At 68.5% G+C, this 14165-nt stretch carries 12 protein-coding genes; all 12 read right to left on the minus strand.

Annotation, left to right across the window (positions count from 1 at the left end; all coding sequences use genetic code 11):
• Positions 1-361: 361 nt before the first annotated feature.
• Positions 362-1645, minus strand: a complete 1284-nt coding sequence (gene tyrS / locus Q0A34_RS01660) for a tyrosine--tRNA ligase (protein ID WP_291477848.1) — start codon at positions 1643-1645, stop codon at positions 362-364.
• A gap of 33 nt (positions 1646-1678) precedes the next feature.
• The gene (locus tag Q0A34_RS01665; protein ID WP_291477850.1) at positions 1679-1852 is read right to left on the minus strand and encodes a Trm112 family protein; all 174 of its coding nucleotides are present in this window, start codon (positions 1850-1852) and stop codon (positions 1679-1681) included.
• 74 nt (positions 1853-1926) lie between these two features.
• Positions 1927-3387 (minus strand): argininosuccinate lyase, encoded by a 1461-nt coding sequence (gene argH, locus Q0A34_RS01670; RefSeq protein WP_291477851.1) that lies wholly within the window; start codon positions 3385-3387, stop codon positions 1927-1929.
• Positions 3388-3393: 6 nt separating this feature from the next.
• Complete coding sequence (locus tag Q0A34_RS01675) at positions 3394-4593, minus strand: argininosuccinate synthase (RefSeq protein WP_291477853.1); 1200 nt, start codon at positions 4591-4593, stop codon at positions 3394-3396.
• A 69-nt stretch (positions 4594-4662) separates the two neighbouring features.
• Complete coding sequence (gene argR / locus Q0A34_RS01680) at positions 4663-5202, minus strand: arginine repressor (protein WP_291477856.1); 540 nt, start codon at positions 5200-5202, stop codon at positions 4663-4665.
• Positions 5187-6086: an ornithine carbamoyltransferase gene (gene argF / locus Q0A34_RS01685; protein ID WP_291477858.1), complete on the minus strand. Its 900-nt coding sequence runs from the start codon at positions 6084-6086 to the stop codon at positions 5187-5189. Before argF ends, argR begins: the two co-directional genes overlap by 16 nt.
• The gene (locus Q0A34_RS01690) at positions 6083-7252 is read right to left on the minus strand and encodes an acetylornithine transaminase (RefSeq protein WP_291477859.1); all 1170 of its coding nucleotides are present in this window, start codon (positions 7250-7252) and stop codon (positions 6083-6085) included. Before Q0A34_RS01690 ends, argF begins: the two co-directional genes overlap by 4 nt.
• Positions 7245-8180 carry an acetylglutamate kinase gene (gene argB / locus Q0A34_RS01695; RefSeq protein ID WP_291477860.1) on the minus strand — a complete coding sequence of 312 codons (936 nt, stop codon included), beginning with the start codon at positions 8178-8180 and terminating at the stop codon, positions 7245-7247. The genes Q0A34_RS01690 and argB overlap by 8 nt, the downstream gene beginning before the upstream one ends.
• 10 nt (positions 8181-8190) lie before the next feature.
• Complete coding sequence (argJ, locus tag Q0A34_RS01700; protein WP_291477862.1) at positions 8191-9396, minus strand: bifunctional glutamate N-acetyltransferase/amino-acid acetyltransferase ArgJ; 1206 nt, start codon at positions 9394-9396, stop codon at positions 8191-8193.
• Positions 9397-9418: 22 nt separating this feature from the next.
• Positions 9419-10432 (minus strand): N-acetyl-gamma-glutamyl-phosphate reductase, encoded by a 1014-nt coding sequence (argC, locus tag Q0A34_RS01705; RefSeq protein WP_291477864.1) that lies wholly within the window; start codon positions 10430-10432, stop codon positions 9419-9421.
• A gap of 62 nt (positions 10433-10494) precedes the next feature.
• Positions 10495-13059, minus strand: coding sequence for a phenylalanine--tRNA ligase subunit beta (pheT, locus tag Q0A34_RS01710; RefSeq protein WP_291477866.1), 2565 nt, complete (start codon positions 13057-13059; stop codon positions 10495-10497).
• 61 nt (positions 13060-13120) lie between these two features.
• Complete coding sequence (pheS, locus tag Q0A34_RS01715) at positions 13121-14143, minus strand: phenylalanine--tRNA ligase subunit alpha (protein ID WP_291477904.1); 1023 nt, start codon at positions 14141-14143, stop codon at positions 13121-13123.
• Positions 14144-14165 lie beyond the last annotated feature (22 nt).

The raw sequence follows: 14165 nt of genomic DNA on the forward strand, positions 1-14165 counted from the left end.
AAATACTTGGTTTGTTACGCTATTGAGTTCTCAAACAACACACGCACACAACACACCCAACCACACACAAAGGAAAGGAAGGACGCCGCTGCGGCTGAAAACCAAGGTACACCATCACATTGCCACCAGGCAACCCACCGGCAAACAACCGATGACGACCAGCACCCTGCACCAGCACCACCCGGACTCCGTCCCGGTGTCTCGCTGACTCGCATCAATCTACACAGACCACCACCACACACACAAACCCGCAGGTCAGGACGAGATGCGCGCCCCCGGCTACCGAAAACGGCAGCGACACCAACCGATCACGGATGATGTCGCTGCCGTTCATGCGGGGCGGCGCACTCCCCGGAGGCGGCTACTCCCCCTCGACGAGCTTCACGCCCGCGAACCTCTTCTTCCCCTTGCGAAGCACCAGCCAGTTCCCGGCGAGCAGGTCGTCCCGGTTCGGAACCCAGTCGATGTCGGTGACCCGGACATTGTTCACGTAGGCGCCGCCCTCGCCGATCGTGCGCCGGACCGCGCCCCGGGACTTCTCCAGTCCGACCGAGAGGAAGAGGTCGACCACGCTCGCCCCGGGGGCGACCTCTGCGCAGTCGGTCTCGGACAGCGCACCGGTCAAGGTCTGCGCGTCCAGCTCCGCCAGTTCGGCCTTGCCGAAGAGAGCCTCAGCGGCCTTCTCCACCTTCTCCACCGCCTCGGCACCGTGCACCAGTTCGGTCATCTCTCGGGCGAGGGTTCGCTGGGCCTCCCGCTTGAAGGGACGTTCGGCGACCTCGACGGCGAGCCTGTCAAGCTCCTCCCTCCCCAGGAAGGTGAACCACCGGAGGTAGCGGATGACGTCTGCGTCGGCGGCGTTGAGGAAGTACTGGTACCAGCTGTAGGGGCTCGTCATCTCCGGATCGAGCCAGAGCTTCCCGCCACCGGTGGACTTGCCGAACTTGCGCCCCTCGGAGTCGGTCACCAGCGGCACCGTCAGACCGTGGACCGTCTCGCCGTCCACACGTCGGTTCAGGTCGACACCGGAGACGATGTTGCCCCACTGGTCCGAACCGCCGATCTGCAGCCGGCAGTCGTGGGTGCGCCGCAGCTGGACGAAGTCGTTGGCCTGCAGGAGCATGTAGGAGAACTCGGTGTAGGACATCCCGTCGGTCTCGAGACGCCGCTTCACGGTGTCCCGGGCCAGCATCGTGTTCAGGCTGAAGTTCTTCCCGACGTCACGCAGGAAGTCGATGGCCGTCATTCCGGCGGTCCAGTCGATGTTGTTGGCGGGGATGGCCGCGTTGTCCCCCTCGAAGGAGACGAACCTGGCCAGCTGCCGGGTGATCCGCTCCACATTCGCCGCCACTTCCCCGGCGGCGAGCATCGTGCGCTCCCCCACGTCGCGGGGGTCGCCGATCATGCCGGTCGCCCCTCCCGCCATGACGATCGGCGTATGTCCCGCACGCTGGAGGCGGGCGAGAATCAGCAGCGGGACGAGATGCCCCGCGTGCAGGGACGGGCCGGTGGGGTCGAACCCGACGTATGCCGTCGTCGGGGTCGACAACTCCTCACGCAGCGCGTCGAGGTCGGTGGACTGAGCGATCAGTCCACGCCACTGCAGCTCATCGAGGATGTTGTTCTGGGAGGTCGTGTCGGTCATGCCGGAGGGTCCTTCTGTACTTCTCGGATGGGGTCAGTTCGTGGTCAGCGGCCAGCTGACGGCTTCGTCGGACAGCAGGACGGGGATACCGTCCTGCACCGGATAGGCGATGTCCAGCCGCGGATTGACCAGATACTCCCCGTGGACCTCCAGGGGCTGCTTGTCCCTGGGGCAGACGAGGATCTCGAGAAGTCGGGGATCGATCATGCCGGTCAGTCTATCCCCACCAGACCCCGGTCGCGCGCACAGGCCCCCTGGACTCCCCCCGGAGGGCCCGCACGTCAGCGCACCGTCGCCGCGGCCCATTCCCTGGCGTCAGCGACAGCCTGTGAGACCCTGCCGAGTTGCTCGGCCACACGGACTCCTGCGGTGCCACCACGGGTCGACCTCGAAGCCACAGCCCCGTCGACGGTGAGGACCTCCCGCACGTCGGCCGTCAGGGCCGGGTGCACCCCGGCGAGTTCCTCGTCCGTGAGAGACACGAGGTCCACTCCCCTGCTCTCGGCGAGTCGCACACACTGTCCCGACGCCTCGTGGGCGTCGCGGAACGGCACCCCCTGACGGACCATCCACTCCGCCAGGTCGGTGGCCAGCGTGAATCCCGCCGGTGCCAGCTCGCGCAGTCGCTCGGGGTGGAAGGTCAGCGTACCGACCAGCCCCGCCATGGCGGGAAGCAGCAACCGCAGCTGGACCACCGAGTCGACGATCGGCTCCTTGTCCTCCTGCAGGTCACGGTTGTACGCCAACGGCAGGGCCTTCAACGTCGCCAGCAGGCCGGTGTGGTTGCCGATGAGCCGGCCGGTCTTGCCCCGCATCAGTTCGGCGACGTCGGGGTTCTTCTTCTGCGGCATGATCGACGACCCCGTCGACCACTCGTCGGCGAGGGTGACGTAGCCGAACTCCGGCGTCGACCAGGCGACGATCTCCTCGGCGAGTCGGGAGAGGTCCACCGCGAGCTGCGCCAGGACGAACGACGTCTCGGAGGCGAAGTCCCGCGAGCTGGTCGCGTCGATCGAGTTGTCCGCGGCGGAGTCGAAACCGAGTTCGGCGGCGATGGCCTCCGGGTCCAGGGACAGCGACGAGCCTGCCAGGGCACCGGAACCGTAGGGGGACACGGCGAGCCGCCGGTCGAGGTCCCGGAAACGTTCGACGTCCCGCAGCAGCGGCTGGGCGTGCGCCAGCAGCTGGTGGCCCAGCAGGACAGGCTGGGCGGCCTGGAAGTGGGTCTTGCCCGGCATGATCACGTCCGGGTGAGCCTCCGACTGCGCGACCAGGGCGTCGACCACGTCGAGCACGCCCTCGGTCGTTTCCCGGACGGCGTCGCGGACCCACATGCGGAACAGGGTGGCCACCTGGTCGTTGCGGGAACGACCGGCACGCAGGCGTCCGCCCACCTCCGGGCCGACACGGTCGATCAGGCCACGTTCCATGGCGCCGTGGACATCCTCGTCACCGGCGTCGGGCACGAAGGCGCCGGACGCGACGTCGTCGCCCAACCGGGTCAGGCCGTCGAGCATCGTCGACAGGTCCTCGTCGGACAGCAGTCCCGCACGATGCAGGACCTTCGCGTGCGCCTTCGACGCCAGCACGTCATAGGGTGCCAGGACCCAGTCGAAGTGGGTCGACTTGCTCAGCGCGGCCATCGCCTCGGACGGGCCGCCGGCGAAACGTCCGCCCCACAACGCACCTTCGTTGGTGCCGTGCTGCTCGACCGGGTTCTCTGCAGGGGTGTCGTTGGTCATGCGGGACTACTTTCCGCCGCGGTCGCGCTTGTTGGCGATCTTCGAGGACAGGCCGTGGAGCTCGACGAAGCCCTTCGACATGGTCTGGTCGAAGGTGTCGCCGGTGTCGTAGGTCGCCAGGTTGAAGTCGTACAGCGAGACATCGGAACGGCGGCCGTTGACCACGATCGAACCGTTGTGCAGCACCAGGCGGATGTCGCCGGTGACGTGCTCCTGGGTGGACTCGATGAAAGCGTCCAGGGAACGCTTCAGCGGTGAGAACCAGAGGCCGTCGTACACCTGGTTCGACCATTCCGCGTCGATCCCGCGCTTGTACCGGGCGAGTTCGCGCTCGATCGTCACGTCCTCCAGTGCCTCGTGGGCGCGGATGAGGGTCAGGGCGCCCGGGGCCTCGTAGACCTCGCGCGACTTGATGCCGATCAGGCGGTCCTCGACCATGTCGAGACGACCGACACCCTGGGCACCGGCACGGCGGTTCAGCTCCTCGATGGCCTGGAGGACGGTGACCTCGCGTCCGTCGATGGCGACCGGCTTACCGGACTTGAAGGAGATGATGACCTCGTCCGGGGCCTGACCGAGCGAGGGCTCCTCGGTGTAGGCGTAGAGGTCCTTCGTCGGCGGGTTCCACAGGTCCTCGAGGAACCCGGTCTCCACGGCACGGCCCCACACGTTCTGGTCGATCGAGAACGGGGAGGACGCCGACTGCTCGATCGGGACGTCGTTCTCCTCGGCGAAGGCGATCGCCTTGTCGCGGGTCCAGGCGAAGTCACGGGCCGGGGCGATAATCTTCAGGGAGGGGTCGGTGTCCATGAAGCCGACCTCGAACCGCACCTGGTCGTTGCCCTTGCCGGTGCAGCCGTGGGCCACGTGTGTGCCGCCGTGCTCCTGGGCCGCCTCGACGAGGTGCTTGACGATCAGCGGACGGGAGATCGCCGAGACCATCGGGTACTGCTTCATGTACATCGCGTTGGCCTTGATGGTGGGCAGGCAGTACTCGTCGGCGAACTCGTCGCGGGCGTCGACGATGATCGACTCGACAGCGCCGGCACCCAGGGCACGCTGACGGACGGACTCCATGTCCTCGCCGCCCTGGCCGAGGTCGATGGACACTGCGACGACGTCACCGCCGGTCATCTTCTTGAGGTACGGGATGGCGACAGTGGTGTCGAGGCCTCCGGAGTAGGCGAGTACGACGCGGTCGGTCATGGTGTTCGTCAGTCCTTTCGGATTGTTGTCGGGATGACAGGGATGGTTGTCGGTCTAGGTCCCAGCTTCTCAGCTGAGTGTATCTGGTGGGTGTGACCCACCGTGCACGGACGGTGCCGGTGACACGGAGATCTCGTGCAGGTGTTCTGCGAGGGCCCGGCCGTCGACCGGGTCACGGGCGAGGACGAACACGGTGTCGTCACCGGCGATCGTCGCCACCACCTCGGGGAGGTCAGACCGGTCGATGACACTCGCCAGGTACTGCGCCGCCCCGGGCGGGGTCCGCAGTACCGCGGTGTTCCCCGAGTGGTCTGTCCCGACGAGGAGCTCGACGAGGATACGTCGTAGCCTGGCCGGTCCGTCCGCGGAGAGGTCGGTGTCCGTGGCGCTGAGACTGTAGAAGGACTGGCCGTCGGCCCGGACCTTCCGCGCCCCGAGGTCGACGAGGTCCCTGGACAGGGTCGCCTGGGTGATCTCCACGCCTTCGGCGGCGAGGAGGTCCTGGAGCTGCCGCTGGCTGGCCACACGCCGACTGTCCACGATCCGGGAGATCAGCCCCTGACGGGCCGACCGGGTCAGCGGCGCCTGGGGGTTTACCTCAGCAGCCATTCCAGCAGAGCCTTCTGCGCGTGGAGGCGGTTCTCCGCCTCGTCGAACACGATCGACTGCGGTCCGTCGATGACCCCGGCGGTCACCTCGTGTCCGCGGTAGGCGGGGAGACAGTGCATGAACACCGCGTCCTTGTCCGCGGTGGCCATGAGCTCCTCGGTGACCCTGAAGGGCTCCAGCGCACCGGTGTCCCGGTCGGCGTCCATGCCCATCGACACCCAGGTGTCGGTGATGACGACGTCGGCGCCGGTCACGTCCGGGGTACCGGTGACGGTGAGGGTCGCCCCGGTCTCGTCGGCCCGGACCTGCGCCCGGTCGATGAACCGTTGCTCGGGCCGGAAACCTTCCGGTGCCGCGATGGTGATGTCCACCCCGGCGGTCGCGAAGCCGAGCATGTAGGAGTTCGCCATGTTGTTGGCCCCGTCACCGAGGTACACGGCCTTGAGCCCCTTCAGTTCCCCCTTGTGCTGCCGGATGGTGAGCAGGTCGGCCAGGATCTGGCAGGGGTGGAAGTCGTCGCACAGGGCGTTGATGATCGGCACGGTGGCGGTCTCCGCCATGTCGTGGAGGTTCTGGTGCGCACCGGTGCGCCAGACGACGGCGTCGACGAACCTGGACAGCACCGCTCCGGTGTCCTGGTAGGACTCCTTCTTTCCCATCTGCGACTTTCCGGAGTCCACGACGACGGGGTGTCCGCCGAGCTGGTGGATCCCGACGTCGAAGGAGAAACGGGTCCGGGTGGAGGTCTTGTCGAACAGGACCGCGACGGACTTGTTCCGCAGACTGGTGCGGTGGGGGTCCTTGACCATCTCCATGCCCAGGTCGAGGATCTCGGCCTGTTCGGCGACGGACACGGCATCGTCGGCGAGGAAGTGACGGGTCATGACAGCAGCTCCTTGAGCGTTGTGAGTGATTCACGGACGTCGTTCTCCGTGATGGTCAGCGGAGGGACCAGACGCAGGACGTCCGGGGCGGGCTGGTTCACCAGCAGGCCGGCAGCCAATGCGGCGTCGGCCAGGCCGGGACGTGGCGGATCGAGCACCACCCCGAGCATCAGTCCCCTGCCCCGGACACGGCTTACCGCGTCCAACGGCTCGAGTTCCTCCCTGATGATCCGCTCCATCCGTCCGACGTGTCCGAGGAGGTCCTCCGCACGGATCGTGTCGACGACAGCGCAGCCGGCGGCACAGGCGACCGGGTTGCCGCCGAAGGTCGACCCGTGCTGGCCCTTCGTCAGCAGTTGGGCCGCCGGGGTCACCGCCACACACGCACCGATCGGCAGGCCGCCGCCGAGCCCCTTTGCCAGGGTGACGATATCCGGCACCACGTCCTCGGCCTGGTACCCGAACCAGCGGCCCGTGCGTCCGACACCCGCCTGGACCTCGTCGACGACCATGAGGATCCCGTGCTCGTCACACAGGGCACGGACGTCGGCCAGGAAACCCTCCGGCGCCGGCACGACACCGGTCTCCCCCTGGATCGACTCGAGGAAGACCGCGGCGGTGTCGGCGGCCCGGCCGTCCCCCTCCACGAGGCGGCGCAGGGCGTCGATGTCCCCGTAGGGGTAGAACTCCACGCCTCCCGGCAGGGGTTCGAAGGGGGCGCGCTTGTCGGGTTGCCCCGTCAGCGCCAGCGACCCCATGGTACGGCCGTGGAAACCCTTCTCCGCGGCCAGAACGCGGCCGCGTCCGGTCAGGCGTGTGATCTTGAAGGCCGCCTCATTGGCCTCGGCACCCGAGTTCGAGAAGAACACCCGTGCTCCCGGGGCGGTGATCTCCTGCAGTCTCTCCGCGAGCTCGATGACCCGCGGATGGGCGTGGATGTTCGAGGTGTGGCCGAGTGTGGCGACCTGCCGGGACACCGCCTCCACCAGCGCCGGGTGCGCGTGCCCCAGGGCGTTGACCGCGATGCCCGCCAGCAGGTCCACGTACTCCCGGCCGTCCGAGTCCACCACGCGCGCCCCGGAACCGGAGACAAGTTCCACGGCGGGGGTGCCGTAGGTCGGGAGGATGGCGGACTCCCACCGTCGTGTCCATCTGGTGTCAGGCATGCGGGGACTCCCAGTCGTCACGGGCGATCATCGTGCCGATACCGCCCTCGGTCATGAGCTCGAGGATCACGGAGTGGCGTTCACGTCCGTCGATGACGTGCGCCGCGGACACTCCCGTCCGGACCGCGCTGAGGCAGGCCTCCATCTTGGGGATCATGCCGGCGTCAAGGTCCGGGAGGATCTTCTCCAGCTCGTCCGGGGCGATCCTCGACACCAGGGAGCTCTTGTCCGGCCAGTCGGTGTAGAGACCCTCGACGTTGGTGAGGACCACCAGACGCTCCGCGCCCACGGCCGCCGCCAGGGCGCCGGCGGCGGTGTCGGCGTTGATGTTGTAGACGTTGCCGTCTTCGTCGGGGGCGAAGGGGGCGACCACGGGGATCCGGCCTGCGTCGACGAGGTCCATCAGCACACTGGCGTTGACGTGCGAGATATCCCCGACGCGGCCGAGGTCGACCTCGACCCCGTCCACGGTCGCCGTTCTCCTGACCGCGGTGAACAGCCCGGCGTCCTCACCGGAGGTGCCGACGGCGAACGGGCCGTGCTGGTTGATGAGGTTCACGAGCTCACGTCCGACCTTGCCGAACAGCACCATGCGCACGTACTCCATGGTCTCCGGCGTGGTCACGCGGAACCCGCCGACGAACTCGCCGGGCAGGTTGACCTTCTCGAGCATCTCGGTGATCTGCGGGCCGCCGCCGTGGACGACGATCGGGTGGGCGCCCACCGTCCGCAGGAAGGCCATGTCGGCGGCGAAGGCTGCCTTGAGGTCGTCGTCGATCATGGCGTTACCGCCGTACTTCACGACGACGATCTTGTCGCGGTAGTGCAGCAGCCACGGCAGCGCCTCGGCGAGGACGTTCGCCCGGGTGGCCGGGTCGAGGTCGGTGGCGCCGCGGTAGACGACCTTCTCGGGGTCTGGCTCGGTCATGACTGCTCCTCTATGAGCTGTAGGCGGAGTTGATGTGGACGTAGTCGTGGGAGAGGTCGGTGGTCCAGACCGTGGCCTTGCCTTCTCCCCCGGTACCGAGGTCGACGAGGACGTCGATGTCGGTACCCGAGAGGTCCACGTCACGGGCACCGGGGGCACCGGTGGCGTCGACGCACACGGGCTGACCGTTGAAGCTGACCGAGATCCGGTCGGGGTCCATGTTCACCGGGGCCATGCCCACGGCGGCGAGGGTGCGTCCCCAGTTCGGGTCGGAACCGAACATCGCGCACTTGAAGAGGCTGTCGCGGCCGAGGACACGGGCGGCGACCTTCGCGTCGGCGTCGGAGTCGGTGCCGGTCACAGTGATGGAGACCCGCTTCGTCACCCCTTCGGCGTCCGCCTGCAGCTGCCTGGCCAGGTCGAGGCAGACGGCGTGCACGGCGGTACGGAACTCCTCGTCCGACGGTGTCACCCCGGACGCCCCGTTCGCCATGAGGATCACGGTGTCGTTGGTGGAGGTCGAGCCGTCGATGTCGACGCAGTCGAAGGTGACCTCCGTGGACGCCTTGAGCGCGGGGGCGGGGTCGTCGACGTGCGCGTCGGTGGTCAACACGATGAGCATCGTGGCCAGCGACGGGGCCATCATGCCCACACCCTTGCCCATTCCACCCAGTGTCCATCCGTCGCCGTGGTGGACGGCCTGTTTACTGACCAGGTCCGTGGTCATGATGGCCTCGGCGGCTGCGCTGCCCGATGCCGGGGAGGTCGCGGAGTCTGCCTGGATCTCCGTGGTCAGTGTGTCTACGCCGGCGAGCACCTTGTCCATCGGCAGGGTGTCCCCGATCAGGCCGGTGGAGCACACCGCCACCTCGGTCGGGTCCACACCGAGCCGGGTGGCGACGGCCTCCGCGGTCGCCGCGGCGTCCCGGTCGCCCTGTTCACCGTTGCAGGCGTTGGCGTTGCCGGCGTTGAGGACCACGGCGTGGAAGGTGCCGTCGTTGTTCGCGCGGGTGAGCTTCACCGGGGAGGCGACGACACGGTTTCGGGTGAACACCGCCGCCGCGGTGTATTCGGGGCCGTCGTTGACGACGAGGGCCATGTCCGGCTTGCCCGAGGGCTTGATGCCGGCGGTGGTCGCCGCGGCACGGAACCCGGCCGCGGCGGTGACGCCGGTGGCCCCGGCGGGGGACGTGTTCGGGTGGAGGTTCTCGCTCATGGTGGTGTGGTCCTCGTTCGGGTCAGATTCCGGCCATCGGGAGACCTGCGGTCTCGTCCCAGCCCTGGATCAGGTTGAGGCACTGCACGGCGGCGCCGGCGGTGCCCTTGGTCAGGTTGTCGATCGCGCTGGTGGCCACGACCGTGCCGTCGGTCACGGAGACCTGGATGTGGGCCATGTTGGTCCCCACCACGCTCTTGACCTCGGGCTGCTCCCCCTCCGGGAGGAGATGGAGGAAGGGCTCCGCGGCGCAGAACTCCTCGTAGGCGGCCCGCAGTGCCGCCGCGTCCCCGGTGGCCTGTGCGGTCACGGTGGACAGGATGCCCCGGCCGAGGGGTGCGAGCACCGGGGTGAAGGTGACCCGCGCGTCCGCACCCTGGGGCGACACCCGCCGGATGTTCTGTGCGATCTCGGGGGTGTGCCGGTGGCTGCCGACTTTGTAGGCGCGCAGGTTACCCATGGTCTCACCGCCGAGCAGGCCCACCGCGGGCTTCTTCCCCGCACCCGTGACCCCGGTGACGGAGACGACGGAGACCTCGGGGCTCATCAGGCCCGCCGCCATGCCGGGCAGCATCGCCAGGGTGGCGCCGGTCGGGAAGCAGCCGGGGACAGCCACCCCGGTGGCGGCGGCGATGGCGGGACGGTTGCCGGGCAGTTCGGGGATGCCGTAGGGCCAGCTTCCGGGGTGTGGTCCGCCGTAGTACGCCGCCCAGTCGTCGGGCGAGACGAGCCGCCGGTCCGCGCCGCAGTCCAGGACCACGGTGTCCCCCAGGTCCAGCGAGGAGGAGACACCGTGCGGAAGTGCGAGGACGGCCACGTCGTGCCCGCCGAGGACCTCTTCGGTGGTCTCCTGGACGACCCGGTCCGCAAGCTGCGGCAGGCCGGGGACGAGTCCGCCGAAGCGCTGACCGGCGTTGGACGCGCCGGTGAGGGCGCCGATCTCGAAGTCCCGGCCGTGGCCTGGGTGGTTCAGGAGGAGGCGGAGAGCTTCTCCGCCCGCGTAACCGCTGGCGCCTGCGACTGCGATGGAAATCATTGTGCAAGTATGCACCGAGAAACGAACGAACGCAAGTTATGCAGATTCTCGGTTTTTATGCACTATCCTCGCAGGGTCGCGCCCACCCTCTCCGCCGCAACGGACACCGCTGCCTCGCGGGCCGCCGACGCCTCATCCTCGGTGAGCGTGCGGTCCGGGGCACGGAACCGCAGGGTGAAGGTCAGCGACCGCCTGCCCTCCCCCAACGCCTCCGAGCGGTAGACGTCGAACAGCCGGATGTGCTCCAGCAGCTCACCGGCGCCGTCCACCAGCGCCCGCTGGACGTCGGCGGCGGGCGTGGTCTCGTCCACGACGACGGCCACGTCCTGGTTCACCGCGGGGAACGGGGAGATCACCGGGCGGGGGAAGGACTCCTTCAGCGGCAGGGCGTCGAGATTCATCTCCAGCGCCACCGACCGCTTCGGCAGGTCCGCACGCTCACACACCTGGGGGTGGAGTTCACCGGCGTGGCCGACGACCGTACCGTCGACGAGGATCTCCGCACAGCGTCCCGGGTGCCACGGCAGGAACTCGGTGTTACGCAGGGTGATCTCCACACCTGCGGCACGGGCGACGGTCTGGGCCGCGTCGAAGACGTCGGCCGCCTCGAACGGCACCGCGTCGCCCCAGGTTCCCTGGAGCACCCGGTTTCCCGCGGCGATCACGGACACGCTCAACGGCTGCTCCGGAAGAGTGGCCAGCAGATCCGCCACCTCGCCGTCCGACGGCCGGGCCGCCGTCGACGGCATCGGCGAGGTCCCGGACTCCGCGGTGGGCAGGGTGACCTGCTCCACGCCGTAGAGCGCCACGTCGTGCTGGCCGCGGGCGATGTTGCGCCGCAGGGAGTCGATCATCGACGGGAGCAGACTGGTCCCGATCGTCGCGACGTCACTCTCCAAGGGATTCAGGACACGCACCGCACGGCGACGCGGGTCGTCGGCGTCCAGACCCCACACATCGAAGACGTCGTTCGGGACGAAGGGGCTGGGCAGCACCTCCACGTAGCCGTTCCAGGCGAGCGCATGCCCCACCGAACGACGCATCCTCTGGCGCGGCGACAGGCCGCGTCCGGCCGGGGCCGTCGGCACGACGGACGGGATCTTGTCCAGCCCCTCGAGACGCAGCACCTCCTCGACGAGGTCGGCCGGCATGGTGAGGTCGGGCCGCCAGGTAGGCGGCGTCACCTCGATCGCCTTGGCGCCGTTGGTGTCGCGCTCACCGGTCTCGCGCACCGAACAGCCCACCTCGGTCAGCCGCGACACCGTCGTCCCGGTCGGGTAGATCATGCCCGCGGTCTTTCCCGGACGGGAGGTGTGCATGTCGATGACCGGCATCGCCGGCACCTCCCCCACCAGGCTCACCCCCGGCTCCACCTGACCACCGGCGATCCGGGTCAGCAACGCGACGGCGAAATCCAGTGCGGCCTCGATGACCGCCGGATCCGTGCCACGTTCGAAGCGTCGCGACGACTCCGAGGACACGCGGTGCCGGCGGGAGGTCCGGGCGACGGTGATCTGGTCGAAGTGGGCGGCCTCGAAGTAGACACTCGTGGTCGACCCCGAGATCTCCGAGGTGGAGCCGCCCATGACACCGGCCATGGACTGGATTCCGGCGTCGTCGGAGATGACCACGTCCTCGGCCGACAGGGTGCGGTCCACGCCGTCGAGGGTGGTGAGCTTCTGCCCCTCGGTGGCGAGGTGGACGTGCAGGTCCCCGGTGATCCGGTCCGCGTCGAAGGCGTGCATCGGCTGGCCGAGCAGGAACATGATGTAGTTGGTGACGTCGGTCGGCGCGTTCACCGGACGCTGGCCGCACAGCAGCAGCTCACGCTGGAGCCAGTAGGGCGACTCCGCGTCAGGTGCGATGCCGGTGACCTTCCGGATGCCGAAACGGGAACACTTCGTGTCCTCGTCGACGGTGACCCGGGGAAGGTCCCCACGGTCGGTCGCGTGGGGCAGCCCTGCCAACAGGTCGGTCGGCAACGCCGCCGCGGCCGGGTCCTCGGCCGGGTCGCGGAAGGTCAGGGAGAACGAGCTGGCGAGTTCCCGGGCCAGTCCACGGGCCGAGAGCGCGTAGCCGCGGTCCGGGGTGATGTTCACGTCGAAGACGGTGTCGTCGAGCCCGAGGAAGTCGCGGGCGTCCTCCCCGACCACGACCCGGGGATCCTGCGCCTCGGCGCCACGCAGGGCGATGATCCCGGCGGTCTGCACCGACGCCAGTCCGAGTTCGGCGGCGGAGCACATCATGCCCTCGGACGTCCGGCCGTAGGTTTCCCTGGCGCTGATCTCGAAGCCACCGGGAAGCACGGCACCGGGCAACGAGACGATGACGACGTCACCTTCACGGAAGTTCCTGGCCCCGCAGATGATGTGCTGCGGCTCCCCGCTCCCGTTGGCCCGGCCCACGTTCACGTCGCAGTACCGGATGGGCTTCTTGAAGCCCTCGAGCTCCTCGATGTGCTCGACGCGCCCGAACACCAGTGGTCCGGTGGTCGGCTCGATCTGCTCGTAACCCTCGGTCTCGAATCCGACGCGCACGAATCCGGCGTCCAGCTCCTCGGCCGGAACAGTGAAGGGGGCGGTGGAGGTCTTGAGAAGGCGGGTGAGCCAGGACTGTGAGATCAGCATTGACGGGTGCTCGGTTCCTCTAGGTGATGACGGGGGATGTTCCGGTGGCGTCGCGCGGTCTTCAGCCGCGGATACCGAAGGGCTCGGTGAAGCGGACGTCGCCCTCCACCATGTCGCGCATGTCGGGCAGGCCGTTGCGGAACTGCAGCGTCCGCTCGATCCCCATGCCGAAGGCGAAGCCGGAGTAGACCTCCGGGTCGATCCCGACCGCGGTCAGGACGTTCGGGTTGACCATGCCGCATCCACCCCACTCGATCCAGCCGGCCCCACCCTTCTTGTTCGGGAACCATACGTCGACCTCGGCCGACGGCTCGGTGAAGGGGAAGAAGTTCGGACGGATCCGCGTGACCGCGTCCTCGCCGAACAGGGTCCGGGCCAGGTGGTCGAGGGTGCCCTTGAGGTGTGCCATGGTCAGGCCCTTGTCCACCGCCAGTCCCTCGACCTGGTGGAAGACAGGGGTGTGGGTGGCGTCCAGCTCGTCGGTACGGAACACGCGTCCCGGGCAGGCGATGTAGACCGGGAGATCGCGGTCCAGCAGGGTCCGCACCTGGACCGGGGAGGTGTGTGTGCGAAGGACCTGGCCGGAACCCTCGGGACCGATGTGGAAGGTGTCCTGCAGGGTCCTGGCAGGGTGGTCCGGCAGGAAGTTCAGGGCGTCGAAGTTGAAGTACTCCGCCTCGACCTCGGGGCCTTCGGCGATCTCCCACCCCATCCCGACGAAAATGTCCGCGATCTGCTCGGACAGGATCGTGATCGGGTGCTGGGCACCGCGCTGACCGCGCGCGGTGGGCATGGTGACGTCGATCCGCTCGGCGGCCAGGACCTCGGCGTTCCGCTTCTCCTCGAGGGCGGCCTTCGCCGTGGCGTACGCCTTCTCGATCCTGCCCCGGGCCTGGTTGACCAGACGGCCCGCGTCCTTGCGCCGGTCCTTCGGCAGGGAGCCGAGGTATCGACGTGCCGAGGGCACCGGGGCGTCGTCACCGAGGTGGGCACGACGGAGTTCCGCCAGCGTGTCCAGGTCCCCGGCCGCGGCGAAGGCCGTCACGGCGGCGTCCGCCGCAGCCTCCAGTCCGGCCTCACTCATGTCGATGTCGTCAGCCACCTAG

Source organism: Corynebacterium sp. (assembly GCF_022712195.1).
In the GTDB taxonomy this organism is placed as follows: Bacteria; Actinomycetota; Actinomycetes; order Mycobacteriales; family Mycobacteriaceae; genus Corynebacterium.